25 protein-coding genes are annotated in these 26,998 nt (G+C 71.6%); 20 read left to right on the top strand and 5 right to left on the bottom strand.

Annotated elements, in window-relative coordinates:
• The first annotated feature begins 1 nt into the window (after position 1).
• From MRBLMI12_RS04195 to MRBLMI12_RS04160, 8 genes are read left to right on the top strand one after another with little or no spacing between them, the layout of a single operon-like run.
• Positions 2 to 1,036, top strand: coding sequence for a zinc-dependent alcohol dehydrogenase (locus MRBLMI12_RS04195; RefSeq protein WP_363354144.1), 1,035 nt, complete (start codon positions 2 to 4; stop codon positions 1,034 to 1,036).
• Positions 1,033 to 1,428 carry a 6-pyruvoyl trahydropterin synthase family protein gene (locus tag MRBLMI12_RS04190; protein WP_363354142.1) on the top strand — a complete coding sequence of 132 codons (396 nt, stop codon included), beginning with the start codon at positions 1,033 to 1,035 and terminating at the stop codon, positions 1,426 to 1,428. Before MRBLMI12_RS04195 ends, MRBLMI12_RS04190 begins: the two co-directional genes overlap by 4 nt.
• Complete coding sequence (locus MRBLMI12_RS04185) at positions 1,425 to 2,438, top strand: glycosyltransferase family 4 protein (RefSeq protein ID WP_363354140.1); 1,014 nt, start codon at positions 1,425 to 1,427, stop codon at positions 2,436 to 2,438. Before MRBLMI12_RS04190 ends, MRBLMI12_RS04185 begins: the two co-directional genes overlap by 4 nt.
• The gene (locus MRBLMI12_RS04180; protein WP_363354138.1) at positions 2,435 to 3,265 is read left to right on the top strand and encodes an SAM-dependent methyltransferase; all 831 of its coding nucleotides are present in this window, start codon (positions 2,435 to 2,437) and stop codon (positions 3,263 to 3,265) included. The genes MRBLMI12_RS04185 and MRBLMI12_RS04180 overlap by 4 nt, the downstream gene beginning before the upstream one ends.
• A complete protein-coding gene (locus MRBLMI12_RS04175) occupies positions 3,253 to 4,206 on the top strand; it encodes a lysylphosphatidylglycerol synthase transmembrane domain-containing protein (RefSeq protein ID WP_363354136.1) in 954 nt (317 codons plus the stop codon). Before MRBLMI12_RS04180 ends, MRBLMI12_RS04175 begins: the two co-directional genes overlap by 13 nt.
• Positions 4,203 to 4,946, top strand: coding sequence for a RibD family protein (locus MRBLMI12_RS04170; protein WP_363354134.1), 744 nt, complete (start codon positions 4,203 to 4,205; stop codon positions 4,944 to 4,946). The genes MRBLMI12_RS04175 and MRBLMI12_RS04170 overlap by 4 nt, the downstream gene beginning before the upstream one ends.
• A complete protein-coding gene (locus MRBLMI12_RS04165; RefSeq protein ID WP_363354132.1) occupies positions 4,943 to 6,583 on the top strand; it encodes a CDP-alcohol phosphatidyltransferase in 1,641 nt (546 codons plus the stop codon). Before MRBLMI12_RS04170 ends, MRBLMI12_RS04165 begins: the two co-directional genes overlap by 4 nt.
• A gap of 23 nt (positions 6,584 to 6,606) precedes the next feature.
• Positions 6,607 to 7,101 (top strand): GNAT family N-acetyltransferase, encoded by a 495-nt coding sequence (locus MRBLMI12_RS04160; protein WP_363354130.1) that lies wholly within the window; start codon positions 6,607 to 6,609, stop codon positions 7,099 to 7,101.
• 30 nt (positions 7,102 to 7,131) lie between these two features.
• On the opposite strand, the gene MRBLMI12_RS04155 is transcribed toward MRBLMI12_RS04160, so the two are convergent.
• Complete coding sequence (locus MRBLMI12_RS04155) at positions 7,132 to 8,514, bottom strand: alpha/beta fold hydrolase (RefSeq protein WP_363354128.1); 1,383 nt, start codon at positions 8,512 to 8,514, stop codon at positions 7,132 to 7,134.
• 251 nt (positions 8,515 to 8,765) lie between these two features.
• On the opposite strand from MRBLMI12_RS04155, the gene MRBLMI12_RS04150 reads away from it, so the two are divergent.
• The 6 genes from MRBLMI12_RS04150 (at position 8,766) to MRBLMI12_RS04125 (ending at position 14,701) form a co-directional block, all read left to right on the top strand.
• Positions 8,766 to 10,901, top strand: coding sequence for a heavy metal translocating P-type ATPase (locus tag MRBLMI12_RS04150; protein WP_414686209.1), 2,136 nt, complete (start codon positions 8,766 to 8,768; stop codon positions 10,899 to 10,901).
• Between the two features lie 142 nt (positions 10,902 to 11,043).
• On the top strand, positions 11,044 to 11,868 hold the full coding sequence (locus MRBLMI12_RS04145; RefSeq protein WP_363354126.1) for a DUF2510 domain-containing protein: 825 nt from the start codon (positions 11,044 to 11,046) through the stop codon (positions 11,866 to 11,868).
• Positions 11,865 to 12,692 carry a sulfite exporter TauE/SafE family protein gene (locus MRBLMI12_RS04140; RefSeq protein ID WP_363354124.1) on the top strand — a complete coding sequence of 276 codons (828 nt, stop codon included), beginning with the start codon at positions 11,865 to 11,867 and terminating at the stop codon, positions 12,690 to 12,692. The genes MRBLMI12_RS04145 and MRBLMI12_RS04140 overlap by 4 nt, the downstream gene beginning before the upstream one ends.
• A gap of 9 nt (positions 12,693 to 12,701) precedes the next feature.
• The gene (locus MRBLMI12_RS04135) at positions 12,702 to 13,151 is read left to right on the top strand and encodes an FAS1-like dehydratase domain-containing protein (protein WP_363354122.1); all 450 of its coding nucleotides are present in this window, start codon (positions 12,702 to 12,704) and stop codon (positions 13,149 to 13,151) included.
• Between the two features lie 5 nt (positions 13,152 to 13,156).
• A complete protein-coding gene (locus MRBLMI12_RS04130; protein ID WP_349429017.1) occupies positions 13,157 to 13,561 on the top strand; it encodes a MaoC/PaaZ C-terminal domain-containing protein in 405 nt (134 codons plus the stop codon).
• 3 nt (positions 13,562 to 13,564) lie between these two features.
• Positions 13,565 to 14,701 carry a UDP-N-acetylmuramate dehydrogenase gene (locus MRBLMI12_RS04125; RefSeq protein ID WP_363354120.1) on the top strand — a complete coding sequence of 379 codons (1,137 nt, stop codon included), beginning with the start codon at positions 13,565 to 13,567 and terminating at the stop codon, positions 14,699 to 14,701.
• A gap of 73 nt (positions 14,702 to 14,774) precedes the next feature.
• Here the strand turns inward: MRBLMI12_RS04125 and MRBLMI12_RS04120 are convergent, their stop codons facing one another.
• A complete protein-coding gene (locus tag MRBLMI12_RS04120) occupies positions 14,775 to 15,995 on the bottom strand; it encodes a pyridoxal phosphate-dependent aminotransferase (RefSeq protein ID WP_363354118.1) in 1,221 nt (406 codons plus the stop codon).
• A gap of 145 nt (positions 15,996 to 16,140) precedes the next feature.
• Between MRBLMI12_RS04120 and MRBLMI12_RS04115 the strand changes: the two genes are divergently transcribed.
• The 5 genes from MRBLMI12_RS04115 to MRBLMI12_RS04095 all read left to right on the top strand — a co-directional run bounded on the left by MRBLMI12_RS04115 (position 16,141) and on the right by MRBLMI12_RS04095 (position 20,277).
• The gene (locus MRBLMI12_RS04115; protein ID WP_363354116.1) at positions 16,141 to 16,488 is read left to right on the top strand and encodes a hypothetical protein; all 348 of its coding nucleotides are present in this window, start codon (positions 16,141 to 16,143) and stop codon (positions 16,486 to 16,488) included.
• 110 nt (positions 16,489 to 16,598) lie between these two features.
• On the top strand, positions 16,599 to 17,498 hold the full coding sequence (locus MRBLMI12_RS04110; RefSeq protein ID WP_363354114.1) for an ABC transporter ATP-binding protein: 900 nt from the start codon (positions 16,599 to 16,601) through the stop codon (positions 17,496 to 17,498).
• Positions 17,495 to 18,370: an ABC transporter permease gene (locus tag MRBLMI12_RS04105; RefSeq protein WP_404909195.1), complete on the top strand. Its 876-nt coding sequence runs from the start codon at positions 17,495 to 17,497 to the stop codon at positions 18,368 to 18,370. The genes MRBLMI12_RS04110 and MRBLMI12_RS04105 overlap by 4 nt, the downstream gene beginning before the upstream one ends.
• Positions 18,371 to 18,445: 75 nt before the next feature.
• Positions 18,446 to 19,648, top strand: a complete 1,203-nt coding sequence (locus tag MRBLMI12_RS04100; RefSeq protein ID WP_363354112.1) for a sensor histidine kinase — start codon at positions 18,446 to 18,448, stop codon at positions 19,646 to 19,648.
• Complete coding sequence (locus MRBLMI12_RS04095; RefSeq protein ID WP_363354110.1) at positions 19,645 to 20,277, top strand: response regulator transcription factor; 633 nt, start codon at positions 19,645 to 19,647, stop codon at positions 20,275 to 20,277. Before MRBLMI12_RS04100 ends, MRBLMI12_RS04095 begins: the two co-directional genes overlap by 4 nt.
• A gap of 94 nt (positions 20,278 to 20,371) precedes the next feature.
• On the opposite strand, the gene MRBLMI12_RS04090 is transcribed toward MRBLMI12_RS04095, so the two are convergent.
• Positions 20,372 to 21,967: an isocitrate lyase gene (locus MRBLMI12_RS04090; protein ID WP_363354108.1), complete on the bottom strand. Its 1,596-nt coding sequence runs from the start codon at positions 21,965 to 21,967 to the stop codon at positions 20,372 to 20,374.
• A 50-nt stretch (positions 21,968 to 22,017) separates the two neighbouring features.
• The gene (gene aceB, locus MRBLMI12_RS04085; protein ID WP_363355729.1) at positions 22,018 to 23,658 is read right to left on the bottom strand and encodes a malate synthase A; all 1,641 of its coding nucleotides are present in this window, start codon (positions 23,656 to 23,658) and stop codon (positions 22,018 to 22,020) included.
• Between the two features lie 324 nt (positions 23,659 to 23,982).
• On the opposite strand from aceB, the gene MRBLMI12_RS04080 reads away from it, so the two are divergent.
• Positions 23,983 to 25,461 (top strand): helix-turn-helix domain-containing protein, encoded by a 1,479-nt coding sequence (locus MRBLMI12_RS04080; protein ID WP_363354106.1) that lies wholly within the window; start codon positions 23,983 to 23,985, stop codon positions 25,459 to 25,461.
• Positions 25,462 to 25,524: 63 nt separating this feature from the next.
• Here the strand turns inward: MRBLMI12_RS04080 and MRBLMI12_RS04075 are convergent, their stop codons facing one another.
• Positions 25,525 to 26,940, bottom strand: coding sequence for an NAD(P)/FAD-dependent oxidoreductase (locus MRBLMI12_RS04075; protein WP_363354104.1), 1,416 nt, complete (start codon positions 26,938 to 26,940; stop codon positions 25,525 to 25,527).
• Between the last annotated feature and the right edge of the window lie 58 nt (positions 26,941 to 26,998).

Genomic DNA, 26,998 nt, shown 5'->3' with positions numbered 1-26,998 from the left:
TATGGCGGTCACGGGGGACACGACGCAGGTACCTGCCGCGGTTCATCCCGATCCTGAGGATGCCGCGCACGCATGGTGGACGATCGGCCCCGGGCAGGGCGAGTTCCGGTCGGAGCCGCTCCCCGGCCCGTCCGACAGCGAGGCATCGGTCCGGACGCTCTGGACCGGCGTGAGCCGCGGGACGGAGGGGCTCGTCGCGCGCGGCGAGGTGCCGGAGTCCGAGTGGGAGCGCATGCGGGCTCCGCTCCAAGGCGGAGACTTCCCGTTCCCGGTGAAGTACGGATACCTCAACGTCGGCATGGTGGACGACGGTCCGGCGCAGCTCGTGGGGCGCACCGTGTTCGCCCTGGTCCCGCACCAGTCGCGCTACGTCGTCCCCGCCGAGGCGCTCGTCCCGGTGCCCGAGGGCGTTCCGCCCCGTCGCGCCGTGCTGGCGGGGGCGGTCGAGACGGCGGTCAACGTGCTGTGGGATGCCGCTCCGCTGATCGGCGACCGCGTCGTCGTCGTCGGCGCAGGCATGATCGGATGCGCCATCGCGCGCGTGGCGTGCGGCATCCCGGGCGTCGAGGTGACCCTCGTCGATGTCGACGCGGCGAAGGCACCGCTCGCTCGAGCGCTCGGTGCCGAGTTCGCCCTCGCCCCGGCCGACCCGCTGCCCGAGGCGGATGTCGTGATCGAGGCGAGCGGCAGCGGAGCGGGACTCGAGCTCGCCCTGCGGCTGGCGCCCACCGACGGAGAGGTGATCGTGGCCAGCTGGTACGGCAGCCGGCCGGTGCCGATCACGCTCGGCGCCGACTTCCACTCGCGGCGGCTCACGATCCGCTCCAGTCAGGTCGGCGCGGTGTCATCCCGCCGGCGGTCGACGCGCACGACCCGCGATCGCCTGGAGGTCGCCCTTCGGCTGCTGGAGGATCCGGCGTTCGACCTGCTGCTGGGCGGCACATCGTCCTGGCGGCAGCTGCCCGAGATCACGGCCGCACTCGCCGCGGGCACGGCCGGCGAACTCTGCCACACGATCGATTGGAGCACCGCATGACGTTCAGCGTCACCGTCCGCGACCACCTGATGATCGCCCACAGCCTGCGCGGCGACGTCTTCGGACCCGCGCAGCAGCTGCACGGCGCGACGTACCTCGTCGACGCCACGTTCCGCGCCGACGAGCTGGACGCCGACGGGGTGGTCGTCGACATCGGCCGCGCGGGCGACCTGGTGCGCGAGATCGTCGGCGCGCTGACGTACCGCAACCTCGATGACGAGCCGGACTTCGACGGCGTCAACACCACGACGGAGCGGCTGTGCCAGATCGTGGGCGACCGGCTGGCGGCGCGCGTGCGCGACGGGGCCGCCGGCGCAGCGCGCCTGACGGGCATCGCGGTGACCCTCCACGAATCGCACGTGGCCTGGGCGTCGTACGAGGTGGCGTTGTGACGAGCGGACCCTCGGTCCGCTTCCTCGCCCCCGAAGGGGTCGACGATCCGCGTCGCGTGAGCGGCGGCAACGTCTACGACCGGCACATCCGCGACGGGCTGCCCGCGCGCGGCTGGAGCGTCGAGGCTCTCGAGGTTGCGGACGCCGGGGAAGCGGCATCCGCTCTCCGCGGTGCAGCCGACGACGCGCTGGTGCTCGTGGACGGACTCGTGGCCGGCTGGGTGCCGGCGGCTCTCGAAGAGGAGACGTCGCGCCTGCGCCTGGTGATGCTGGCCCACATGGTGGTGGCCGCGTTCCCCGACGCGACGGCTGCCGCGGTGGATGCCGAGCGCCGCGCGCTGGCGGTCGCCCGCGCGGTGATCGTGACGAGTCGCTGGACCGCCGGTGAGCTGGTGCGGCGCGGACTGACCGATCCGTCGCGGATCACCGTCGCCGTCCCCGGTGTGCAGCACATGGATGCCGGCGCGCCGGCATCCGACAAGGCCCTGCTCTGCGTGGGTGTGCTGGCGCCGCACAAGGGGCAGGACACGCTGCTCGACGCGCTCGCACGGCTGCGAACGCCGGACTGGACCTGCGCCATCGTCGGGTCGTCCGAGCCGTTCCCGCGGTTCGCCGCAGCCATCGCCGAGCATGCGGCGGCGTTCGACGGCCGGGTGCAGCTCACCGGCGTCCTCGACGAGGACGGCCTCGCCGCGGCATACGGCCGGAGCGCGCTGCTCGTCGCGCCGTCGCGGGTCGAGAGCTGGGGCATGGCGATCGCCGATGCGCGAGCCAGGGGGATCCCGGTCGTCGGCTCGGAGGCCGGCGGCATACCCGACGCGCTCGCCGGCGGGGGCGGCCTCCTCGTCCGCCCCGACGACCCGGCCGCGCTGGCCGATGCCTTGGAGAAGTGGATGTCGGACCCGCCGCTGCGGGCACGACTCCGGCGCGAGGCGGTCGTGGCCCGCACCTCACTGCCGACGTGGTCCGACACCGTGGCAGACGTCGCCCGCGCACTGGAGGCGGCATGACCTCGATCTCGACGGCGACAGCCGGCTGGCTCGCGCTGCGGGCGCCGGCCGACGATGCTGCTCGCTCTCCGGAGCTCGCACACGAGCTCGCCCGCATGCTGGCCGCATTGTCCGCGCCTGTGGTGCTGCACGACCTCGGCGCGGGAACCGGGTCGATGACCCGCTGGCTCGCGCCGCGGCTTCCGGGGCCGCAGCAGTGGGTGCTCCGCGACGGGGACGCTGAGATCGTGGAGCACCTCGACCTCAGCGCGGTCGCCGACGCCGCCGGCCGGCCCGTCGACGCGCACATCGTCGTCGAAGACCTCGCCGAACTCCCGAGCGAGGCCTTCCGGGGGGCCGCGGCGGTGACGGCATCCGCTCTCCTCGATGTGATCACGCGGGCCGAGGCCGCCCACGTCGTCGCGGCCTGTGTCGCCGCGGGCGCTCCCGCGCTCTTCAGCCTCACCGTCACCGGGGCGGTGAGGCTGCGGCCGTCCGAGGCGCACGATGCGGTCGAGCGTGCCCTCGGCGCCGCGTTCGACGACCACCAGCGACGCGACGTCGACGGGCGGCGGATGCTGGGGCCCGACGCGGTCGCCGTGACCGCGGGTCTCTTCGCCGACGCGGGCTGGAACGTGCGCCGAGCGGCGACGCCGTGGCGCCTGAAGCGGCAGGACGGCCCCCTCGTCGCGGAGTGGCTGGACGGGTGGGTCGCTGCCGCCGTGGAATGGCGGCCGGAGCTCGCCGAGGACGCGGCGGCGTACCGCCGTCGTCGTCAGGCGCAGGCCGCAGCCGGCCGGCTGCGGGTCACCGTGTCGCACGAGGACCTGCTGGCGTGGCCCGGCTGAGAAGCATGCCCCCGCGGCTGCGGATGGCGGTGCGGATCGTGGCGGCGCTCGCGGTCGTGGTCGCGACGGCCGCCGTGGTCGGCGCCGCGCCCTTCGTGGAAGGACTCGCCTCCATCTCGCCGTGGACGATCCTCGCCGCCGTCGCGCTCGCGGCGGTCGCGACAGCCGCTGCGGCCTGGCGGTGGCGGCTGGTCTCGACGGGGTTCGGCCTGCCGCTGGCGTGGGGGGACGCGTTCACCGCGTACTACCGCTCGCAGTTCCTCAACACCGTGCTTCCCGGCGGGGTCGTAGGCGACGTGCAGCGCGCGTATCTGCACGGCAGCGACCACGACCGGCTGGATCTCGCCGCGCGCGCGGTGGCGGCCGAACGCATCGCCGGTCAGCTCGTGCAGATCGTGCTGACCCTCGCGATCCTGCTCCCGCTGGGGCTGACCTCGCCGCTGGCTCCGCTGGCGTGGCTCAGCGGAGGCGTCGTCGTGGTCGCGCTCGCCGCCGTCGCCGCCGTGGCCTTCAGTCGGCGGGGGCGCTCGCTGCTCGGCCGCGAGTACCGCCTGCTGCGGCCCGTGGTGTCCCGGCCGCTGACGCTGCTCGCGATCACCGGTGCGTCGGTCGTCGTCGTCGCTGCGCACGCGGCCACCTTCGTCGTCGCGGGTCTGGCGGCGGGGGTGCACGCCGGAGCCGCCGAACTCGCCCTCGTGGCGCTGATCGTGCTCGGCGGGGCCGCGATTCCGCTCAGCATCGGGGGCTGGGGGCCGCGCGAGGCGGTCGCTGCCGCCGCCTTCGCCCTTGCGGGGCTGGGTGCCGCCGCAGGCGTCGCCGTCTCGACGGCGTTCGGCGTGCTGACCGTCGTCGCCGTCGCCCCCGGAGCCATAGCACTGCTGGCGGACCGCTTCCGTTCCCCGCGGCAGAGGGGCATCATCGGGAGGAGGAGATCCGTATGAGCGAGCGACCCTACGTGACCCTCAGTTGCGCGATGTCGATCGACGGCTACCTCGACAGCGCCGAGCCTCACCGGCTGGCGATGTCGAACGCGGCCGACCTGGACCGTGTCGACGACGTGCGTGCCCTCCATGACGCGATCATGGTGGGCGCGTCGACGGTGCGCCGAGACAACCCCCGTCTGCTGGTGCGGGATGCCGCCCGACGCGCGCGACGCCTGGCCTCGGGCCGGAGGGAGTCCCCGGCGAAGGTCACCGTGACGGCGAGTGGCGACCTCGCCCCGGACGCCGCGTTCTTCACGACGGGGGAGGGGCCGCGCATCGTCTACTGCCCGCAGGACCGGGAAGCGCAGCTGCGGCGCCGGCTGGGGGATCGTGCGACCGTCGTCGGGATCGGCGACGACTGCGTCATGATGGCAGCGCTGCTCGATGATCTCGCCGCTCACCGGGGAGTGCGCAGCCTCATGGTGGAGGGCGGCGGCACCGTGCTGACCCAGTTCCTCGGCGCGGATCTCGTCGACGAGCTCCATCTCGTCATCGCCCCCTTCTTCGTCGGCGAGGCGCGCGCGCCGCGCGTCGTGGGGCCTGCGGCCTTTCCGTGGACCGCCTCGCGCCGCGCCCGGCTCGCAGACACGTGCCAGATCGGCGACGTCGTCCTGCTTCGCTACGCCCTCTCCGATCGGTTCGGCATGCTGGACGGCCAGGGCGCCGAAGCCGGACGGGTCGCCGCAGAGATTCCGTGAGCACCTCGCCGGGTGGCCCAGGGCCCCGGGCATGGCGGGGTCGCGTCGGGATCGCCGCATCCGTCGCCCTGCTCGTCGTCCTGCCGCTCGTGCCCGGCGTCTTCGCGACGGGGTCGGCGCTGGCTCTCGTGCGGATCCCGGTCGAGTCGATCGTGATCCTGCTCGTCCTGGCGGTGACGCCGTGGCGCATACCGCGCGTCGCGCTCGCGACGGCGTTCGGGCTGTTCGTCTGCCTGGCGGTGGTGCTCGCAGGCATCGACGTCGGCTATGAGGCGGCGCTCGGCACGCACTTCGTGCCGCTGGACTGGCCGCAGCTCGGCGACGCCTACGGCGTCGTCGCAGCGGCGATGGGCGGCGTTCCGGCAGCCGCGCTCGTCGCCGCGGCAGCGGCCGTGATCGCCGCCGCGACAGCGGCGCTGGCGTGGGCCGCGCTGCGCGTGAACGCTGTGCTCCGCCGTCACGCCGAACGCGGGCGCGCGGCCATCGCGGCGGTGACCGCCGTCTGGGTCGCCATCGCCGCGATGGCACCGCCGCTGGGACTCGCCGATCCGCCCGCGGCGGCGGCATCCGGCGGCGCCATCGGCTCAGCCGTCTCGCGCACCGTCGCCGCGCTCGAGACGAGAGCGGCCGTCGCCCGGGCGATCGCCGGCGATCCGTTCGCCGACGTGGACGAGGACGAACTCCTCACCGCGCTGCGCGGCAAGAACGTCGTCTTCGCCTTCATCGAGAGCTACGGCCGGGTCGCGCTGGACGACGACGAGATCTCGGACGGCGTCGGCGTGGTGCTCCGCCGCGGCGAGGAGGCCCTGACGGCGGAGGGGTACTCCGCCGAGAGCGCGTGGCTCACCTCGCCCACCTACGGCGGAGCGAGCTGGCTCGCGCATGCGACGCTGCAGACCGGTGTGTGGATCGACTCGCAGACGGTCTACAGCGAAGTGGTGCGCAGCGACCGGCTGACGCTGAGCGCGGCGTTCGCCGCGGCCGGCTGGCGGACGGTCAGCGACGTGCCGTCCAACACCCAGGACTGGCCGGTCGGGTGGGAGTTCTACCGCTTCGGCACACTGCTGGACGCCACGAATGTCGGCTACCGCGGGCCGTCCTTCGGCTATGCGCGGATTCCCGACCAGTACACGTGGAAGCACTTCGCTGATCACCAGCTCGTGGATCAGCAGCGGCCGGTGATGGCCGAGATCGACCTCGTGTCGTCGCACACCCCGTGGGCGCCCCTTCCCGAGCTCCTGCCGTGGTCAGAGATCGGCGACGGATCGGTCTACGACGGGCAGCCCGAGCGCAGCCGCCCCGCCGGCGCCGTCTGGGAGGACCGGCAGACCGTCCAGCGCTTCTACGGACTGTCGATCGAGTACGCGCTCGGCGCGATGTTCTCTTTCCTCGAGAACGTCGACGACCCGGATCTCGTCGTGGTCGCACTCGGCGACCACCAGCCCGCTGCGATCGTGAGCGGAGAGGATGCCGACCGCGACGTGCCGATCACCATCATCGCGAAGGATCCGGGCGTCTTGGCGGCTGTCGCCGGGTGGGGCTGGGAGCCGGGTCTGCGACCCGGTGCGGGGTCGCCGATCTGGCGGATGGATGAGTTCCGCGACCGGTTCTTCACCGCGTTCGGGACTCCGCCCTGAGTCGAGGCTGGAAGGATGGCGGGATGACGTTCATCGTGCGCGTTCCTGAGCTGAGCGAGGCAGCGGAGATCGCCGATCTCCACGTGGAGACGTGGCGCGAGACCTACACGCACCTCCTGCCCGAGGAGTTCTTCGACGAGGACTACGTGCAGGGTCGTCACCGGTTGTGGCGTCGGCTTCTCGAGAATCCGCGCGAGGAATGGCGCATCCGCGTCGCCGAGCGGGACGGGCAGATCATCGGCCTGGCGACATCCGGCCCGAGCACGGCGACCGAGGGGCAGGATGCGCCGCGCGAACGCCAGCTCTACATGCTCTACGTGCTCGCGGCGGAGCACGGCGGGGGAGTCGGGCAGGCGCTGCTCGACGAGGTCGTCGGCGACGAGCCGGCGGTGCTGTGGGTGGCGAAGGAGAACCCCAGGGCGATCGCGTTCTACCGCCGCAACGGCTTCGCGTTCGATGGCGTCGAGGAGGCCTATCCCGGCGTTCCCACTCTCGTCGACGCGCGCATGGTGCGCTGACCGAGAGCGCTGCGGGCAGGCGAGTGCTCCTCAGCCGGCGAAGTCGGAGTCGTCGGTCCACGCGGCGATGTCGACGCCGTGGTTGTCGGGAGAGGTCAGCGTCCACCACTCGGGAGCGTGGGAGTCGTCGGCCAGGCGGCCTCCGGCGGCGAGGGCCGCGGCGACGCGCGCATTCACCTGGTCGCGCGGCACCGAGATGTCGATGTGCGTGCGGCCCCGGCCGGACTTCGCCGGCTCGAGGGGATGGAACCACACGTGCGGATTCCGGCGCAGCGGGTCGACGGCATCCTCGGCGCCGAGCGGATCGTAGCCGAGCGCGGCGCTCCAGAACGGCCGCACATGGGTATCGGGCCCCTGTGCGACGGCGATGCCGACGACGGTGAGCGCGGACGGGTCGGGCTCGAGACCGAGTTCGCGGGCGGCGCGCGAGACCGCGGCCGCGAGCTCGGCATCCGCGCTGCTCAACGCGCCGTCACGGCGACTGAACGTCTTGACGAACACCCCTTCGGGACGCAGGTCGACGTCGGGGTAATGATCGAGGGCCTCGGCGATCGGGACGATCGCGGCGACCAGACGCGCGCCCTGAGCGAGCGAGTCGGCCCGGAAGAACGCGTGCGCACCCCAGTACAGGACGCGCCAGTCCTCGACCCCTTCCGAGGCGTGGAAGGCGCGCGGGCTGATCGTCTCGAGCTCGGGCTCGATGGTGCCGTCGCCGAGCGGCGGCTGCGCGAGGATGATGCGTGAGAGCGGCTGCGGGCGCGTGAGCTGCGGCCAGTGGCCCGTCGGCAGGTCGATGAAGGTGACGTCCTCGAGCGTCGTGAACTCCTGCACGGACGCCGCACCCTCGCCGATCCAGGAGCGCAGGTCGGCGACGGAGTACTCGGTGGCGACCGCCGTGACGGGGATGCTGCGCCGGCGGTCGTCGTGGAGATGCTGGATGCCGGTGACCACGCCCGCCGGCGAGGGAACTGCGTAGGCGCGGAATGCCGTCATGCCGCCCTCGCCGAGGTCGCGGAGGTCGGCCTCGTCGAAGTCGCTCCAGTCGGGAAGGGGGAGATCGGCACCCACCGGTTCGTAGCCGGAGAGGAGCGGGGCGCCGTCGGGCGTCGGGAACCCGCCGATGAGGATCAGGCGCGCGACGCGGCCCGGGCGTGCATCGGCGGCCGCGTAGACGATGCCGGCGCCGGCCGAGTGACCCACCAGCACCACCTTCTCGCCCGGCGCCGCGTCGATCGCGGCCACGACGGCCGCGACGTGGTCGTCCAAGGTGATCGCCGAGCGATCGGCGTCCGCCGATTCCATGCCCGGCAGAGTGAGGGCGACCGGCCGGTGACCGGCGCGCTCGAGGGCGGGCGCGACTTCGTACCACGCCCATCCGCCCATCCACAGACCCGCGACCAGGATGATGTCCACTTTGCGCTCCTTCGCGTGATGTCCGGTGGGGCCAGTGTGGCCCGATCCTCCGACATCCGCGACGGGGGAATACGTCGCGGTCGCAGGCGATTGACTCTCATACCCCTAGGGGGTATGAAGGAACTCGTACCGATGAGGAGAATGCCGTGACCGATCCGAATCGCGACCGCGACCTGGGCGGCGTCGCGCACGCCGACCAGCCGCACGCGGCGCACGATGATGCGCTCCACTCCGGGCACGACCACGCCGAGATGGATCACTCCGCGCACGCCGACCACGACCACGCGGCGATGGGGCATGCCGGCCATGGCGCCGACGATCACGCCGCGATGGGTCAGGCCGACCACGACCACGCCGCGATGGGCCACGGCGCGCACGGCGCGCACGGCGGCCACGCGGGCCACGGTGCGGATCACGTCGCGCGCTTCCGCCGGCTGTTCTGGATCAACCTCGTGCTCGCCGTCCCGGTGGTCGCGTTCTCGGGCATGTTCGCGATGGTGCTCGGCTACACGCTGCCCGACGCGCCTCTCGTGCGCTGGATCTCGCCCGTGCTCGGGACCGTCATGTACTTCTGGGGCGGCTGGCCGTTCCTCACCGGCGCCGTCTCAGAGCTGCGTGCCCGCCGTCCCGGCATGATGCTGCTCATCGGCCTCGCCATCACGGTCGCCTTCTTCGCCTCGTGGGGTGCGAGCCTGGGCCTGCTCCACCACGAGCTCGAGTTCTGGTGGGAGCTCGCTCTCCTCATCGTGATCATGCTGCTCGGCCATTGGATCGAGATGCGCTCGCTCGCGCAGACGACGTCGGCGCTCGACTCTCTCGCAGCGCTCCTGCCCGACGAGGCCGAGCGCGTCGAGGGCGACCGCATCGTGACGGTGGCCCCTGCCGAGCTGCGCGTCGGCGATGTCGTCGTCGTGCGCCCCGGCGGCAGCGTGCCGGCCGACGGACGCATCGTCGACGGCCGTGCCGACATGGACGAGTCCATGGTCACCGGCGAGTCCCGGGCCGTCGCGCGCGCCACGGGCGACCAGGTCACCGCCGGCACCGTGGCCACCGACTCCGGACTCCGGGTCGAGGTCACGGCGACCGGCGACGACACCACGCTCGCCGGCATCCAGCGGCTCGTCGCCGAAGCGCAGAACTCGACTTCGCGGGCGCAGCGCCTCGCCGATCGTGCAGCCGGCTGGCTGTTCTGGTTCGCCCTCGGCGCGGCCGCCCTCACCGCCGTCGTGTGGAGCGCTCTGGGGATGCCGGATGAAGCGGTCGTGCGCACCATCACGGTTCTCGTGATCGCCTGCCCGCACGCGCTGGGGCTCGCGATTCCGCTGGTGGTCTCGATCGCGACCGAGCGCGCGGCCCGGGGCGGCGTGCTCGTGAAGGACCGGCTCGCGCTCGAGAGCATGCGCACCATCGGCGCGGTCCTCTTCGACAAGACCGGCACCCTCACCAAGGGCGAGCCGACCGTGGTGGATGTCGCGACCGTCGCGAACATCGACGCCGACGCCGTGCTGGCACTGGCCGCGTCGGCCGAGGCCGACAGCGAGCACCCGCTGGCGAAGGCGGTCGTCCGGGCCGCGCAGGCGCGCGGGCTGGCGCTCGCCGCAGCCACGGGGTTCCAGTCGTCGCCGGCGGTGGGCGTGACCGCGACCGTCGACGGCCGCCGTGTCCGCGTGGGCGGTCCGCGCCTGCTCGAAGAAGTCGGCGCGAGCGCTGTCGCGGCCGCTGCCCAGTGGCGCGAGCAGGGCTCGATCGTCCTCCATGTGGTGCGCGACGGCGAGGTGGTCGGCGGGCTCGCGCTCGCCGACGAGATCCGGCCGGAGTCGCGTGAGGCCGTCGATGCCCTGCAGAAGCTCGGCGTCGAGGTCGTCATGATCACCGGGGATGCCGAGCCCGTCGCCCGCTCGGTCGCCGAAGCCCTCGGCATCCGTCGTGTGTTCGCCGGTGTCCGCCCCGAAGACAAGGAGCGGAAGGTCGCCGAGCTGCAGGACGAAGGGCTCAAGGTCGCGATGGTGGGCGACGGCGTGAACGACGCCCCTGCGCTGGCGCGAGCCGACGTCGGCATCGCGATCGGCGCCGGCACCGACGTCGCGATCGCATCGGCAGGGGTCATCCTCGCGTCGAGCGACCCGCGTTCGGTGCTGTCGGTCATCGAGCTGTCCCGCGCGAGCTACCGCAAGATGACGCAGAACCTGTGGTGGGCCGCCGGGTACAACCTCATCTCGGTGCCGCTCGCGGCGGGTGTGCTCGCCCCCATCGGGTTCGTGCTGCCGATGTCGGTCGGTGCGATCCTGATGTCGCTGTCGACCGTCGTCGTGGCCCTGAACGCCCAGCTTCTGCGGCGGCTCGACCTCAGCCCCGAGCGCAGCGCCCGCGCCGTGCTCGAGCGCTGACCGGCCGCCGTCCCGCCCCGTCTCCCCGCGGCGCCGTCGCGCTGCGGGGAGGACGCGGTGGGCGGTACGCGCACGGGCCGGCCGCGTCGGCCGCGGCATCCGCCGTCCTGGCACCCTCGCGGCGCGGCGATAGGGTTTGACAATGACGACGACTCCTCCCGGCTGGTACGACGACGGTCACGGCGCACTGCGCTGGTGGGACGGGCAGCAGTGGACGGAGCATGTCGCCCAGCCCGACGCCGAGTCGTCGCCCGCCCCGACAGAGGCCGAGATCGTCGCCGGCCAGCTCGGGTTCGGGCAGGAGGGTGCACCGGCCCAGGCCGACCCCCTCGCACAGCCCGGCGGACCTGGGCAGCCAGAGGGCGCGGCGCAGCCCGCACCGCAGTACGCGCCCGGCGACCCGGGGAACCCGCACGGCGCGTACCCCGGCGCTCCCGCGGGCGGTGCCTTCGCCGCCGCCACCGAGCCGCGCAAGAGCTCGAAGCTGTGGATCGTGTGGGTCGTGCTCGGTGTGGTGCTGCTCGGCATCGTGATCGCCGCGGCCGTGCTGATCCCCCTGCTCATGCTGTCGGCGGCGACCGCGGGAAGCACCGCCGACACCGACGATGAGCGCGCAGCGGTCTCCGCGGTCGAGCTCTACGACGACGCCTGGCAGGACGGCGACTGCGAGGCCTTCACGGCCGCGACCACCGAGAACTTCCGCGCCGAGAACGGATTCACCGACTGCCCCACCTTCGAAGCGGATGCCGAGGGCTTCGACGCGAACTTCGACGACTACGAGGTGCGGGTCACCGACGTCGAGACCCAGGCGGACGAGATCGCGGTGACGACCGAAGAGACGTACACCGCGGTCATCGATGGGAACGGCGACCCGATCGACCCGGCACCCGGCTCGACGGTGTACCACTACACGCTCGTCGCCGCCGATGGCACGTGGCTCATCGACGACCTGTACTACGACGAATGACCGCGGCAGAAACGCCCCGACCCGCTCACGACACCCGGTTCTACCTCGCCTGCGTAGGCATCGGCCTGCTCGCAGGACTGTTGTCGGGCCTGTTCGGCGTGGGCGGCGGCACGGTCATCGTGCCCTTCCTCGTCCTGCTGCTCGGCTTCGATCAGCGCCTCGCCGCCGGCACGTCCCTGGCCGCGATCGTGCCGACGGCGGCCGTGGGCGTGATCTCGTACGCGGTGCACGGCTCTGTCGCGTGGATCCCCGCGCTGCTGCTCGCGGCCGGCGCCGTCGTCGGCGCCCAGATCGGCACGTGGCTGCTGCCACGGCTCTCGCTCACCGTGCTCCGCTGGTCGTTCGTCGGCTTCCTGGCGGCGGTGATCGTGAGCCTGTTCGTCGTGATCCCCTCCCGGGATGCCGAGCTCGTCCTCACCTGGTTCAGCGGAGCGGCGCTGGTGGTGCTGGGCGTGGTCACCGGCATCCTGTCGGGACTCATCGGCGTGGGCGGCGGCATCATCGTCGTCCCGGCGCTGATGGTGCTGTTCGGCACGAGCGATCTGGTCGCCAAGGGCACCTCGCTGCTCATGATGATCCCGACGGCCGTCTCGGGCACCTTCGGCAACGTCCGCCGGCGCAACGTCGACCTCGTCGCGGCCGCGGTCGTGGGCGTCTCAGCGTGCACCACGACGGCGCTCGGCGCGTGGGCAGCGACCATCATCGACCCGTTCGTCGGCAACATGCTGTTCGCCGCGTACCTCGTGGTCATCGCGGTGCAGATGGCGCTGCGTGCGTGGCGCGGACGCCCCCGCCCGGCCGGCCCGGCGGAACCCGCTCGGTAGGATGGCCAGGTGCCAGTGAACCCCGAGCTCGTCGGCCGCGACTTCCCGCCGACGACCCCCTACCTCGTGGGTCGAGAGAAGGTGCGCGAGTTCTCGCGCGCCGTCTTCGCCGACGACCCGCAGCACAGCGACCCCGCCGCCGCGCAGGCACTCGGCTATGCCGACGTCGTCGCGCCGCCGACCTTCGCGATCGTGGTGACCGACGCGACGCTCCAGCAGCTGCTGGGCGAGTCCGACTCGGGCATCGTCCTGAAGAACGTGCTGCACGCCGAGCAGAAGTTCCGTTACTCGCGGCCCATCGTCGCGGGCGACGAGCTCACCGCGAAGCTGTCGGTCACCGGCATCCGCGCGATGGGGGCGGCAGCCATGGTGACGAGCGAGTCCGAGATCACGGATGCCGCAGGCGACCACGTCGTGACGGCGACGTCCATCCTGCTCGTGGGGGAGGGTGACGAGTGAGCGCGCTGACAGACCTCGCCGTCGGAGACGTCGTCGCCGAGCGGACTGTGCACCTCACCCGGGAGTCCCTCGTGCGCTACGCCGGGGCATCCGGCGACTTCAACCCGATCCACTACCGTGACGACGTCGCTGCCGCGGTGGGTCTTCCCGGCGTCCTCGCCCACGGCATGCTCACCATGGGCCTCGCCGTCGGCACGATCGAGTCATGGATCGGCGACACCGGCCGCATCCTCGAGTACGGCGTGCGGTTCACCAAGCCCGTCGTGGTCGATTCCGAGACCGGCGCCGACGTGACCGTCGTCGCCAAGGTCGGCGCCGTCGACGAAGAATCGGCCCGCATCGACCTCACGGTCTCGTTCAACGAGACGACCGTGCTGGTCAAGGCGCAGGTGCGCGTCCGGACCGTCTGACGCATGCCCGAGGTCACCCCCATTCCGCTGTCGCGGCTCACGACCCTCCGCACCGGCGGCGAACCCGCGCGCATGATCGACGCACCGACGACCGACGAGCTGGTCGCGGCGCTGCGCGATGTCTGGGCCTCCGGCGATGACTGGCTCGTGCTGGGCGGTGGCTCGAACCTGTTCGTCGGCGACGAGCCGTTCGACGGCACCGTGGTGCGCGTGCTCACCCAGGGCATCGAACGGTTGCCGTCGCCGCTGCCCGGACGCGCGCGCCTGCGGGTGCAGGCCGGCCACGATTGGGACGCCCTCGTCGCGTACGCCGTCGAGGCGGGCCTCGGCGGCGTCGAGGCGATGTCGGGGATCCCCGGCACCGTCGGCGCCGCGCCCGTGCAGAACATCGGCGCCTACGGCCAGGAGATCGTGCAGACGCTCACCGAGGTCGAGCTCCTCGACGAGTCCACGGGCGAGGTGTCGACGGTGCCCGCCGCCGAGCTCGGCCTCGGCTTCCGCACGTCGGTGCTCAAGCACCACTACGGCTCGGCGCCCGCCCGTCGCGCGGTGATCCTCACGGTGACCCTCGACCTTCCCGAGGTCGGCCCGGGCGCCCGCCGCATCGCCGGCGACCAGCTGCGCACGGCTCTGCGGCTCGGTCCCGACGACGAGGTGACGCTCGCCTGGGTGCGCGAGCGCATCCTCGAGACCCGCCGCAGCAAGGGCATGGTGCTCGACGCCGACGATCCCGACACCTACAGCGCAGGCTCGTTCTTCCAGAACGCGGTGGTCTCGGCATCCTTCGCGCGCACGCTTCCCGACGCGTGCCCCCGCTGGCCGGTGCATCCCGACCTCGACCCGGTGCTCGTCATCCCGCTCGCGAACTTCGACGGCTACGTGCCGCCGACGTCGACCGTCCAATCCGATGTCAAGGTGAGCGCCGGATGGCTGATCGAGCACGCCGGCGTGCGCAAGGGATTCAAGCTGCCACGCTCGCGCGCCGGCCTCTCGACCAAGCACGCGCTGGCCCTCACCAACCGCGGCAGCGCCACCGCCGCCGAGCTCGCCGAGCTCGCCCGCTTCATCCAGGGCCGCGTGCAGTCCGAGTTCGGCCTGGTGCTCCAGCCCGAGCCCGTGCTCCTGAACGTCGAGCTCTAGTCCCTCGCGCGGGAGCCGGACGCAGAACGCGGATGCCTCGAACCGAGGCATCCGCGTTCTGTGACGTCGTCGGCTACGACGCGAAGAGGCGCTGCAGGCGCTGCACGCCCTCGAGGAGCGCGTCGTCTCCGAGTGCGTACGAGAGGCGCAGGTAGCCCGACGGGCCGAAGGCCTCACCGGGCACGACGGCGACCTCGGCCTCTTCGAGGATGAGGTCGGCGAGCTCGAGCGAGGTCGTGGGCGTCTTGCCCGCCCACTCGCGGCCGAGCAGGCCGCGCACGTCGGGATAGACGTAGAACGCGCCCAGCGGGGTGGGCACCTCGACGCCGTCGATCTTCGACAGCTCGGTCACGATCGTGCGGCGACGGCGATCGAAGGCCTGACGCATCTGCTCGACCTCGTCCTGCGGGCCGGTGAGCGCCGCGAGCGCCGCGCGCTGCGCGATGTTGTTGACGTTCGAGCACAGGTGCGACTGGAGGTTGCCGGCGATCTTGATCGCCGCCTGCGGCCCGACCATCCAGCCGAGGCGCCAGCCGGTCATCGCGTAGGTCTTCGCGACGCCGTTGACGAGGATCGTCTGGGCCGCGGCATCAGGAACCGCCTCCACGATCGAGACGGCGCGGGTGCCTTCGTAGACCAGGTTCTGGTAGATCTCGTCGGAGATGATCCAGATGCCGTGCTCGACGGCCCACTCGCCGATCGCCGCGGTCTCCTCGGCCGTGTACACCGAGCCGGTCGGGTTCGACGGCGACACGAACACGAGCGCCGTCGTGCGGTCGGTGCGTGCGGCCTCGAGCTGCGCGACGGTCACCTTGTAGTCCTGGTCGGCGCCGGCGAAGACCTCGACCGGGATGCCGTCGGCCAGGGCGATCGCCTCCGGGTAGGTCGTCCAGTACGGGGCCGGCAGCAGCACTTCGTCGCCCGGGTTGACCACGGTCTGGAAGGCCTGGTAAACGGCCTGCTTGCCGCCGTTGGTGACGATGATCTGAGACGGGTCCACCTCGAGGCCGGAGTCGCGCAGCGTCTTCGCCGCGATCGCCTCGCGGAGCACCGGCAGACCCGCCGCCGGCGTGTAGCGGAAGTTCGCCGGGTTGTGCAGCGCCTCGGCTGCGGCATCCACGATGAACTGCGGCGTCGCGAAATCGGGCTCGCCGGCCGCATACGAGATGACCGGCCGTCCGGCGGCCTGCAGGGCCTTGGCCTTGGCATCGACCTTGAGGGTCGCCGACTCGGCGATGGCGCTGAGCTTGCGGGAGAGCGTGGGCGTACGGGTGAGCGGTGCGCGTTCTGTCACGCTTCGAGCGTAGTCCGCGCGCGCGTCGCGGTCAGCGGCCAATCGCCCTCGACCGGCCCGTGACTGTGCGCGATGCCGGGCGGGCGCGACGGAACGTCCGACGGCGGGCTACCGGGCGCCACCAGCGCACGGTACCCTGTGCCTCGTGGACGCCTGGATCTGGGGAGCCGTCGTGCTCGCCATCGTGCTCGTCGCCGCGGGCGGAATCGCCTGGTGGCTCGCGCGCGGGTGCATGCTCACGAGGATCGGCGCCACCGGTGCGATCGTCGGCGGCGTGCTGTCGCTCATCGCCCTGGTCGTCCTGCTCGATCCCGACGCGGGATTGCGCGCCGCCGCCGTCATCACGGTGGGCTCCGGCGTCTGGCTGCTCGCATGGGCGCTGGCGGGCGGCATCCGCGGGCAGCGACTGCTCCGCGCCGAGGAGCGAGCGGATGCCGCAGCCGCCACGGTCGCGCCCGTGGTCGTCGCCTCCCGACAGCTTCCGGCCGGCTGAGACCTGCGGCGACCCCTGACCTCGACGGGCGCCGCATCCACCGAATGGGGGATGCCTCCTCCAGCGGATGACGGCTGGGCGCGGCATCCGCTCACCGCCAGTCTGGAACCATGCAGACACAGGCGGTGCGGGTGCGGAACCTGCGCAAGACATACGGCGGCCGTGCGGTCGTCGACGGGGTGTCGTTCGACATCGCGCAGGGCGAGACGTTCGCGCTGCTCGGGCCGAACGGCGCGGGCAAGTCGACGACCGTCGAGATTCTCGAGGGGTACCGTCGCCGGTCGGACGGCGAGGTCGAAGTGCTGGGCGTCGACCCCGCGACGGGAGGGCTCGACCTCAAGGCGCGGGTCGGCATCGTCCTGCAGTCGGCGGGGATCTCGGGGCCGGTCACCGTGCGGGAGCAGCTGCGGCAGTTCGCGGGGTTCTACCCCGACCCACGTGACGTCGACGAGGTGATCGCGGCGGTCGGCCTCGAGGCGCAGGCCAAGACCCGCATCTCGAAGCTCTCCGGCGGTCAGCAGCGGCGCGTCGACGTCGCACTCGGCATCATCGGGCGGCCCGAGCTGCTGTTCCTCGACGAGCCGACGACCGGCTTCGACCCGCACGCGCGGCGAGAGTTCTGGGACCTGATCCGTCGCCTGCAGACCGACGGCACCACGATCCTGCTCACGACCCACTACCTCGACGAGGCCGCGCAGCTCGCCGACCGGGTCGCCGTGATCGCCGCCGGCCGCATGCAGGCGATCGGCCCGCTCGCGGGGTTCGGCGGCGCCGAGGCGCGCGTGCCGGTCGTGAGGTGGGTGGAGGCCGGGATGCCGCGGGAGGAGCGCACCGACGACCCGTTCGGGTTCACCACGGCGCTGGCCGCACGCCTGGGTGCGGCACCGGAAGAGCTCGAGATCGTGCGGCCCAGCCTCGAGGACATCTACCTCGGGCTGGTGGCCGAGGCCGAGGCCGAGACATCCGCCACCGCATCCGATGCGGTCGCTGCGAAGGGAGCAGGACGATGAGCGTCACGATGCAGAGCCCATCCTCGAGCGCGCGAAGTGGCGCGGTCGGCGGCACTCGGCGGCGCGGTCTGCTGGCGGTGGGTCTCTGGCGGGCCCGCTTCGAACTGCTGCAGTACTTCCGCTCGGGCGACACCCTCTTCTTCACCTTCCTGTTCCCGATCTTCATGCTGGGGCTGTTCAGCGTCGCGTTCGGGTCGGATGGCGACGTGCAGATCGCACCCGGGGTGCCCCCGATCTCGATGGCCCAGCTGTACCTCCCCGGCATGATCGCGGCCGGCCTGCTGCTGTCGGGCTTCCAGAACCTCGCGATGGACATCGCGATCGAACGCTCCGACGGCATGCTCAAGCGGCTCGGCGGCACCCCGCTGTCGCCGGTGAGCTACTTCATCGGCAAGATCGGCCAGGTGCTGGTGACCGGTGTGCTGCAGTCCGCGCTTCTGCTCCTGTTCGCATCGCTCGTGCTGGGCGTCGAGCTTCCCACCGAACCCGAGCGCTGGGCGACGTTCGCCTGGGTGTTCGTGCTCGGCATCACGACCTCGGCGCTGCTCGGTGTCGCGCTGTCGGCCGTGCCTCGCACCGCCAAGAGTGCGACCGCCGTCGTCGTGCCGATCGCGCTGGCGCTGCAGTTCATCTCGGGCGTGTACCTGACGTTCTCGCAGCTGCCGGAGTGGCTGCAGAACGTGGCCGGGCTGTTCCCGCTCAAGTGGATGGCGCAAGGGATGCGGGCCGTCTTCCTCCCCGAGGAGTACGCGGCCCTCGAGCAGAACGGCGAGTGGGATCTCGCCGGGGTGGCGATCGCGCTGGCTGTCTGGCTCGTCGTCGGTCTCGTGCTCTCGCGCGTCACCTTCCGGTGGATCCGTCGCGACGCGTAGCCTGACGATGCCCGAACCGCCGCGATGGTGCGGAGGCGGGCGCTGGTCGTCGGAGGCGGGGAAGGGTGGGGCGCCATGCTGAGCAAGCGCCGGTGGGACGCGATCGTGGCGATCGTCTCGACGGTGATCGCCGTCGCGCTGGTGTTCCTCTTCCCGCCCGTGACCGCCGCCCGCACAGCGATCGCGCTCGCCGCGATCGTCGTCTTCGCGGCGGCGTACGCGCTGATCGGTCGCGACGCCGTCGAGCCGCCGCGGGCGGCGTGGCGGTATCCCGCGTTCCTCTCGGTGGCGGCGGTGGCGGTCGGGATCGGCGCCGGTGCCGCGCCGTTCATGGCCATGCTGCAGACGCTCGCCTACCCGCTCGTGTGGGTGGTCGGCGACTCCCGGCGCCGAGGGATCGGCGGATCCGCGGTCATCGCGGGAAGCGTGTTCGTGGGTGCGAGCTTCGGCTATGGCCCGAACCTGCAGTCGTTCCTCGCGGGAGCGACAACCGCTGTCTTCTCGCTCTCGTTCGCGATCGCGATCGGGCTGTGGATCGCGCAGATCGCCGAGTACGGCGAGGAGCGCGAACGGCTGCTCGCCGAGCTGACGGCCGCCCAGGGCCAGGTGGAGGCGCTCAGCCGCGAGCGGGGCGCTTCCGCCGAGCGCGAGCGCCTGGCCCGCGACATCCATGACACGCTCGCACAGACCCTCGCCGGACTGGTGATCTTCGCGGAGCGGGCCGGCCGGCAGTCGCGTGAGGGACAGACCGATGCCGCCGCCTCGACGATCGCGACCGTGGAGCAGGTCGCGCGCGACGCTCTCGCCGAGGCCCGTGCCCTGGTCGCCCGCACGGCCGCTGTGCCGCGCGAGCCCGCGTTCGCCGCGGCGGTCGAGCGCCTCGTGGAGCGCTTCCGTGCGCAGGGCCGGGCGGCCATCGTGCTCGACACGGCAGGGGTGGAGGGCGAGCTCGACCGCGAGACTCAGGTCGTGCTGCTGCGGTGTCTTCAGGAGGCCCTGGCGAACGCCGCGAAACACGCCGAGGCCGACCTCGTCGAGGTGCGGGTGCACGTGGACCCCGGCGGCACCGCGTCGCTGGAGGTCGCCGACGACGGACGCGGGTTCGAGCCCGACGCGACGGGTGTCGGATTCGGGCTCGACGGCATGCGGGAGCGCGTGGCGCTCGCCGGTGGCACGATCCAGGTCGCCTCGACGGCGGGGCACGGGACGACGCTGCGCGTGCAGCTTCGGCCGGCTCGAGAGGATGCAGTCCTGGATGCGAAGGAGGAGGCTTCATGATCCGGCTGCTCATCGTCGACGATCACCCGGTCGTGCGCGCCGGACTCGCCGGGCTGCTGTCGGACGAGCCCGGCTTCGAGGTCGTGGGCGAGGCATCCGATGGCGACGAAGCCGTGCGCCTCGCCGCCGCGACCCGTCCGGACGTCGTGCTGATGGACCTGCGCATGCCGCACGTGGACGGCGTCGCCGCGACCGCGCGGATCGCCGGGGGAGAAGCCGGCGACCCCGTGCCGCGCGTGCTGATCCTCACCACGTACGAGTCCGACGACCAGATCCTCGCGGCGATCGAGGCCGGTGCGTCGGGGTATCTGCTCAAGGCCGCGCCACAGGCCGAGATCGTCGCCGGCATCCGCTCGGTGGCGGCCGGGCAGTCGGCGCTCTCGCCGCAGGTGGCGGTGCGCCTCGTCGAACGGATGCGGCGGCCCGAGCCCGGCACCGTGCTCACGGCGCGCGAGACCGACGTGCTGCGGCTGGTCGCCACGGGGCTCAGCAACAAGCAGATCGCCGTGGCGCTCGGGATCGGCGAATCGACCGTGAAGACCCACCTGCTGAAGGTCTTCGAGAAGCTCGGCGTCGCCGACCGCACCCGCGCCGTGACGCTGGCGATGGAGCGCGGGCTGCTCGCGTAGCCGCTCGGCGACTCTCACGCGGCAGTGCGTGCAACGACGGATGCCTCGGACCGGGTGGTCCGAGGCATCCATCGTCTTCAGTGGTCGCCGTCGATCAGCTGAACTGGTTCATCGTGTTGTGCTGGCCGCCCGCCTTCAGGGCCGCGTCGCCGGCGAAGTACTCCTTGTGGTTGTCGCCGATGTCGCTTCCGGCCATGTTCTGGTGCTTGACCGTGGCGATGCCCTCGCGGATCTCGCGACGCTGCACGCCCTTCACGTAGGCCAGCATGCCCTCTTCGCCGAAGTAGCCCTTGGCGAGGTCATCGGTCGACAGGGCCGCGGTGTGGTAGGTCGGGAGCGTGATGAGGTGGTGGAAGATCCCGGCGCGAGCGGAACCCTCGCGCTGGAAGGTGCGGATCTTCTCGTCGGCCAGCCGCGCCAGCTCGGTGTCGTCGTACTGGACGTTCATCAGATCGCCGCGGTCGTAGGCCGAGACGTCCTCGCCCTGCTCCGCGAGCAGGTCGTACGCCTGCTGGCGGAAGCTGAGCGTCCAGTTGAACGACGGGCTGTTGTTGTAGACGAGCTTCGCGTTCGGGACCTCGGCGCGGATCGCGTCGACCATGCCGGCGATCTGCTCCACGTGCGGCTTCTCGGTCTCGATCCACAGCAGGTCGGCACCGTTGCGCAGCGACGTGATGCAGTCCAGCACGACGCGCTCCTCACCGGTTCCGGAGCGGAACTGGTACAGGTTGCTGGCCAGGCGCTTGGGGCGCAGCAGCCTGCCGTCGCGCTTGATGACGACGTCGCCGTTGCCGAGACCGCCCTCCGAGATCTCTTCGACGTCGAGGAAGGAGTTGTACAGGTCGCCGAGGTCGCCCGGCTCGTGCGTCACCGCGAGCTTCTGCGTGAGGCCTGCGCCGAGCGAGTCGGTGCGGGCGACGATGATGCCGTTGTCGATGCCGAGCTCGAGGAACGCGTAGCGGACCGCGGTGAGCTTCGCGATGAAGTCCTCGTGCGGGACGGTGACCTTGCCGTCCTGGTGGCCGCACTGCTTCTCATCCGACACCTGATTCTCGATCTGGATGGCGCACGCGCCCGCCTCGATCATCCTCTTGGCGAGGAGATAGGTGGCCTCGGGATTGCCGAAGCCGGCGTCGATGTCGGCGATGATCGGCACGACGTGGGTCTCGTAGCTGTCGATCTGCGACTGGATGAACTCGACGGCGGTCTCGTCGCCGGCGACGCGCGCGTCGTCGAGCTTCGTGAAGAGCAGGTCGAGCTCGCGGGCGTCGGCCTGGCGGAGGAAGGTGTAGAGCTCCTCGATCAGGGCCGGCACCGATGTCTTCTCGTGCATCGACTGATCGGGAAGAGGACCGAACTCCGAGCGCAGCGCGGCGACCATCCAGCCCGACAGGTAGAGGTAGCGCTTGTTCGTGCTCTTGAGGTGCTTCTTGATCGAGATGAGCTTCTGCTGCCCGATGAAGCCGTGCCACACACCGAGCGACTGCGTGTACACCGACGAGTCGGCGTCGTACTCCGCCATGTCGCGGCGCATGATGTCGGCCGTGTACTGAGCGATCTCGAGTCCCGTCCGGAAGCGGTTCTGCGCCCGCATGCGGGCGGCGGACTCGGGGTCGATGGCGTCCCAGCTGGAGCCGTGCTGCTCCTTGAGCGCCCGGATGGCTTCGATGTCGTCGTTGTAGGCGGTCATGGTGTTTCCTTTGCGATAGGTGGTTCGTGTCCCGAGAAGCGGATGCCGCGTCAGTCGGTCTCGATCAGGAAGCGCGAGTAGGCCGGCAGCGTGAGGAACGCCGGGAAGTCCTGGCCGAGGGCGACGTCACGGAAGATCTCCGCCGCGTCGTCGAAGCGGTCGCCCTCGCGCCGCTCGACCTCGCCCAGCACCTGGGTGATCAGACCCTCCACGTACTCGCGGGTGATCGGGGTGCCGTCCTCGGTGGTGCGGTCCTGGTGGATCCACTGCCACACCTGGCTGCGGCTGATCTCGGCGGTCGCGGCATCCTCCATGAGGTTGTCGATCGCCACCGCGCCCAGGCCACGCAGCCACGCCTCGAGGTAGCGGATCGCCACGGACACGTTCGCGTGCACGCCCGCCGCAGTGATCGGACGCCCGATGTGCACGTCGATCAGGTCGCCCGCGCTCACGCGCACCTCGGGACGCTGACGGTCGAGCTGGTTCGGGCGATCGCCCAGCACCGCATCGAACTCGGCCCGTGCGACCGGGATCAGGTCGGGGTGGGCCACCCACGTGCCGTCGAACCCGTCGCCGGCCTCGCGCTTCTTGTCAGCGGCGACCTTCTCGAACGCCGTCGCCGTCACCTCGGGGTCGCGGCGGTTCGGGATGAAGGCGCTCATGCCGCCGATCGCGAAGGCGCCGCGCTTGTGGCACGTCTGCACGAGGAGCTCGGTGTAGGAGCGCATGAACGGCACGGTCATCGTGACCTCGCTGCGGTCTGGCAGCACGAACCGTGCGCCCCGGCCGCGGTAGTTCTTGATGATCGAGAAGATGTAGTCCCAGCGCCCGGCGTTGAGGCCCGCACAGTGGTCGCGCAGCTCGAAGAGGATCTCCTCCATCTCGAACGCCGCGGGCAGCGTCTCGATGAGCACGGTCGCGCGGATCGTGCCGTGCGGGATCCCGATGTAGCGCTCGCTGAAGGTGAAGACGTCGTCCCACAGCTTCGCCTCTTCGCTCGACTCCAGCTTGGCGATGTAGAAGTACGGCCCGCGGCCGTTCGCGATCAGCCGCTCGGCGTTGTGGAAGACGTACAGCCCGAAGTCCACCAGCGAGCCCGACGCGGCCATCGTGCGGCCGGTGCGGTCGGTGAAGCGGATGTGCTGCTCCGGCAGGTGCCATCCGCGGGGGCGCATCACGATCGTCGGCGTCTCGGTCGCGGTGACCTCGTAGCGCTTGCCCTCGGGGCTCGTGAACGCGAGCTCGCCGCGGATCGCGTCGCGCAGGCTCAGCTGGCCCTCGATGACGTTCTTCCAGGTCGGGCTGGTCGCATCCTCCTGGTCGGCGAGCCACACCTTCGCGCCGGAGTTGAGCGCGTTGATGGTCATCTTCGGGTCGGTGGGGCCGGTGATCTCGACGCGCCGGTCCTCGAGGCCGGGGCCGGCGCCCGCGACCTGCCACTCGGCATCCTCGCGGATGTGCCGGGTGTCGTCGCGGAACTGAGGGTCGTGCCCGTTGCCGATCTCGAAGCGACGGCGCATGCGGTCGGCGAGCCGGTCGTGCCGGCGGGCGCCGAAGCGCTGGTGCAGCTCGGTGAGGAACGCGATGGCCTCAGGGGTGAGGATCTCGTCGTACCGGGCCGGCATGCGGCCGGCGATCTCGATCGAGGGCTCGTGGGTCGTCGTGGGGATGGGGCCGGTGCGCGTACGCATCGGGGTGGCGGTTGCAGGTGTCATGTCCCTGTCCTGTCTGTGCGGTCCCGGTCGTTGAGCGAGCTTGCGAGCCAAAACGCATTCGGTGGAGCGCGTTTCGTCTCGCTCGTTCCTCGTTCGCTCAACGACCGGGAAGCGACGTGTGTACTTTTCGGAGGGATGCTCCACCCGGCGTGTGGGCCGGATCGGGGCATCCCGTGATCCGCGTTCTGGATCAACCGTCGGTAGGTCGTGTGACCACTCTGCGGTGAAGTTCGGCCCTTGAACTGACGATTCGACGTGTGAAGTTTTCGGGTATTTCTGCTTTCGTGACAGAATCGACCCATGACGACGACGTTGACCACCGATCCGCGCGGTGAACTCCCCGACGATGATGAGGTGGACCCGCTCACCATCGGCCGCCGGATCCGGCAGCTGCGCACCGACCGCGGCATGACGCTCGAAGAGCTCGCCGCTGCCGTCGAACGCGCGCCCAGTCAGCTGTCGATGATCGAGAACGGTCGCCGCGAGCCGAAGCTCACGCTGCTCCAGTCGATCGCGCGGGCGCTCGGCTCATCGATCGACGCGATCCTGGAGTCCGAGCCGCTCGACGAGCGCGCCACGCTCGAGATCTCGCTCGAACGCGCCATGCGCGGCCAGACGTTCCAGGCGCTCGGCATCCCGCCGTTCCGCATCGGCAAGACGGTGCCCACCGAGGCGCTGAAGGCGATGCTGGCGCTGCAGGGCGAGATCGAGCGGCTGCGCGACGAGCGCGCCGCCACCCCCGAGGAGGCGCGTCGCGCGAACGTGGCGCTGCGCAAGCTCATGCGCACGCAGAACAACTACTTCGCCGAGCTGGAGCAGCAGGCGCGGGGGATCCTCGACGCCGTCGACCACCCGGGCGGTCCGCTGACCCAGCGGACGGCATCCGATATCGCCGCCCATCTCGGCTTCACGCTGCACTACGTGCCCGACCTGCCGCAGACGACCCGGTCGGTGGCAGACATCAAGAACGGGCGCCTCTACCTGTCGAGCCGCCTCACCACCAAGGGCGACCCGCGCACGGCGGTGCTGCAGGCGCTGTCGAGCCGGATCCTCGGCCACCGCGAGCCGACGTCGTACGCCGACTTCCTGCGCCAGCGCGTGGAGACCAACTACCTGACCGGCGCCCTCCTCATCCCCGAGGCGCATGCTGTGCCGTTCCTGCAGGAGGCCAAGAAGGACCGGTCGATCTCGATCGAAGACCTCCGCGACGCGTACTCGGTGTCGTACGAGACCGCGGCGCACCGTTTCACGAACCTCGCGACCGTGCACCTGGGCCTGCCCGTGCACTTCCTCAAGGTGCACGAGTCGGGAGTCATCACGAAGGTCTACGAGAACGACGACGTCAACTTCCCGACCGACCGCCTCGGCGCGATCGAGGGGCAGATGTGCTGTCGCAAGTGGACCTCGCGCGTCGTCTTCGACGTCGACGACCACTTCAACCCGTACTACCAGTACACCGACACCGGGAACGGCACCTACTGGTGCACCGCTCGCGTGGAGCTGTCGAGCGAGGGGGCGCACTCGGTCAGCGTCGGCGTGCGGTTCGACGACACGAAGTGGTTCCTCGGCCGCGACACCCCCAACCGCGGCGTCTCGACCCACTCGGTGGAGGCGTGCTGCCGCCGCGCGCCCGCCGACCTGGAGTCGTCGTGGCGCGAGCAGTCCTGGCCGAATGTGCGCACGCCGCGCACCCTGCTCGCGACACTGCCCACGGGAGCCTTCCCCGGCGTCGACACCACCGACGTGTACGAGTTCCTCGAGGCGCACGCGCCCCGCTGATCCCGGACCCGTCGCCGTTGCCGTCGCCGAGATCAGGTGATGCCGCGGGTCGGCCGCGGGGCGTCAGTGGCGTCCGGCGACCCAGTCGGCGACGTGGGCGGGCCAGGCGGTGCGCGCCGACGTAGTGGAGGCCTCGGACCGATCCGCCATGCGGTAGGCGGTGTAGATGGCGTTCACCGCTGTCCAGCGCAGCGGCTCGATCTCCCAGCGCTTCGCTCGGTGGCCCACCCACGGCAGGCGGGTGAGCTCGGTGTCGCGCTCCAGCACGAGGTCGGCGAGGGTGCGGCCGGCGAGGTTGGTCGCGGTCACGCCGGTGCCGACATAGCCGCCCGCCCAACCGAGCCCGGTGGAGCGATCGTGCACGACGGTCGCCGCCCAGTCGCGTGGCACCCCGAGCACACCGGCCCAGGCGTGGGCGATGGGGGTGGCCGCGGCATCCGGGAAGAAGTCGTGCAGGAGATGCGTCAGCGACCGGATCGTGCGCTCCTGCGTCGCACCGTCGGTGTCGACGCGCGACCCGTAGCGGTAAGGCACGCCCCGCCCGCCGAAGGCGATGCGGTCGTCGGCGGTGCGCTGCGCGTACGTGTACACGTGCGCGAAGTCGCCCAGCGTGTCGCGGCCGTCCCAGCCCACCGCGCGCCAGAAGTCCGCCGGCAGGGGTTCGGTCACGATCATCGACGAGTTCATGGGCAGCCAGGTGCGGTGCTCGCCGCGCAGGTCGGCGGTGAAACCCTCGGTCGCCCGCAGCACATGGGTCGCCCGGACCGTGCCGCGGTCGGTGACCGCCCGGCCGGCCGAGATCTCTCGCACGTGGGTCTGCTCGTAGATCGTGACACCCAGCCGTTCGATCGCTTCGGCGAGACCGCGCACGAGCTTCGCCGGGTGGATCCGCGCGCAGTGCGGGTGCCACACGGCGCCGAGTGCGCCCGCGATCCGGATGCGGGATGCCGCCGCCTCGGCATCCCACACCTCCGCGTCGGTGTGGGGCCACGACTGCTCGGCCGCCGCGCTTGCACGAAGGCGCGCGAGCTGTGCCGGCGTGCGGGCGACGCCGAACTCGCCGCCCTTGACGATGTCCGCGTCGATGCCCTCGCGGGTCGCGACGGTGATGACCTCGTCGACGGTCTCGTTGAGTGCGCGCTGCTGTGCGATCGCAGCCTCGCGGCCGTGCGTCTCGGCGTAGCGCTCGCGGCCGCCGGTGACGGTGTTCGTGAGCCACCCGCCGTTGCGACCGGATGCGCCGAAGCCGGCGAACCGCTGCTCGAGCACGACCACCCGCAGGTCGGGCTGGGCGCGCTTGAGGTAGTACGCGGTCCACAGGCCGGTGTAGCCGGCCCCCACGATCGCGACGTCGGCGGCGAGGTCGCCGGGCAGCGGTGGTCTCGGGGTCGGTAGGCCGCCGAGGTCGCGCCACCACCACGACACGTCGCCGTTGGGAATCGTGTGGGCCTCGGGCTCGGCGCTGGAGGGCACGGTCATCCGCCCATCCTGCCGGGCGTTGCCCGGTACGCGGGGACACGGAATGTCGCCATCGGGT

The organism is Microbacterium sp. LMI12-1-1.1 (assembly GCF_040676455.1).
Lineage (GTDB): Bacteria > Actinomycetota > Actinomycetes > Actinomycetales > Microbacteriaceae > Microbacterium.
This window is presented reverse-complemented; position numbering and strand designations above follow the sequence as displayed.

What these genes read in the sequence shown, in the direction of transcription:
- MRBLMI12_RS04195 (WP_363354144.1), top strand. Translation starts at nt 2, where the DNA reads ATGGCGGTCACGGGGGACACGACGCAGGTACCTGCCGCGGTTCATCCC.
- MRBLMI12_RS04190 (WP_363354142.1), top strand. Translation starts at nt 1,033, where the DNA reads ATGACGTTCAGCGTCACCGTCCGCGACCACCTGATGATCGCCCACAGC.
- MRBLMI12_RS04180 (WP_363354138.1), top strand. Translation starts at nt 2,435, where the DNA reads ATGACCTCGATCTCGACGGCGACAGCCGGCTGGCTCGCGCTGCGGGCG.
- MRBLMI12_RS04170 (WP_363354134.1), top strand. Translation starts at nt 4,203, where the DNA reads ATGAGCGAGCGACCCTACGTGACCCTCAGTTGCGCGATGTCGATCGAC.
- MRBLMI12_RS04160 (WP_363354130.1), top strand. Translation starts at nt 6,607, where the DNA reads ATGACGTTCATCGTGCGCGTTCCTGAGCTGAGCGAGGCAGCGGAGATC.
- MRBLMI12_RS04150 (WP_414686209.1), top strand. Translation starts at nt 8,766, where the DNA reads ATGGATCACTCCGCGCACGCCGACCACGACCACGCGGCGATGGGGCAT.
- MRBLMI12_RS04145 (WP_363354126.1), top strand. Translation starts at nt 11,044, where the DNA reads ATGACGACGACTCCTCCCGGCTGGTACGACGACGGTCACGGCGCACTG.
- MRBLMI12_RS04140 (WP_363354124.1), top strand. Translation starts at nt 11,865, where the DNA reads ATGACCGCGGCAGAAACGCCCCGACCCGCTCACGACACCCGGTTCTAC.
- MRBLMI12_RS04125 (WP_363354120.1), top strand. Translation starts at nt 13,565, where the DNA reads ATGCCCGAGGTCACCCCCATTCCGCTGTCGCGGCTCACGACCCTCCGC.
- MRBLMI12_RS04110 (WP_363354114.1), top strand. Translation starts at nt 16,599, where the DNA reads ATGCAGACACAGGCGGTGCGGGTGCGGAACCTGCGCAAGACATACGGC.
- MRBLMI12_RS04105 (WP_404909195.1), top strand. Translation starts at nt 17,495, where the DNA reads ATGAGCGTCACGATGCAGAGCCCATCCTCGAGCGCGCGAAGTGGCGCG.
- MRBLMI12_RS04100 (WP_363354112.1), top strand. Translation starts at nt 18,446, where the DNA reads ATGCTGAGCAAGCGCCGGTGGGACGCGATCGTGGCGATCGTCTCGACG.
- MRBLMI12_RS04095 (WP_363354110.1), top strand. Translation starts at nt 19,645, where the DNA reads ATGATCCGGCTGCTCATCGTCGACGATCACCCGGTCGTGCGCGCCGGA.
- MRBLMI12_RS04090 (WP_363354108.1), bottom strand. Translation starts at nt 21,967, where the DNA reads ATGACCGCCTACAACGACGACATCGAAGCCATCCGGGCGCTCAAGGAG.
- aceB (WP_363355729.1), bottom strand. Translation starts at nt 23,658, where the DNA reads ATGCGTACGCGCACCGGCCCCATCCCCACGACGACCCACGAGCCCTCG.
- MRBLMI12_RS04080 (WP_363354106.1), top strand. Translation starts at nt 23,983, where the DNA reads ATGACGACGACGTTGACCACCGATCCGCGCGGTGAACTCCCCGACGAT.
- MRBLMI12_RS04075 (WP_363354104.1), bottom strand. Translation starts at nt 26,940, where the DNA reads ATGACCGTGCCCTCCAGCGCCGAGCCCGAGGCCCACACGATTCCCAAC.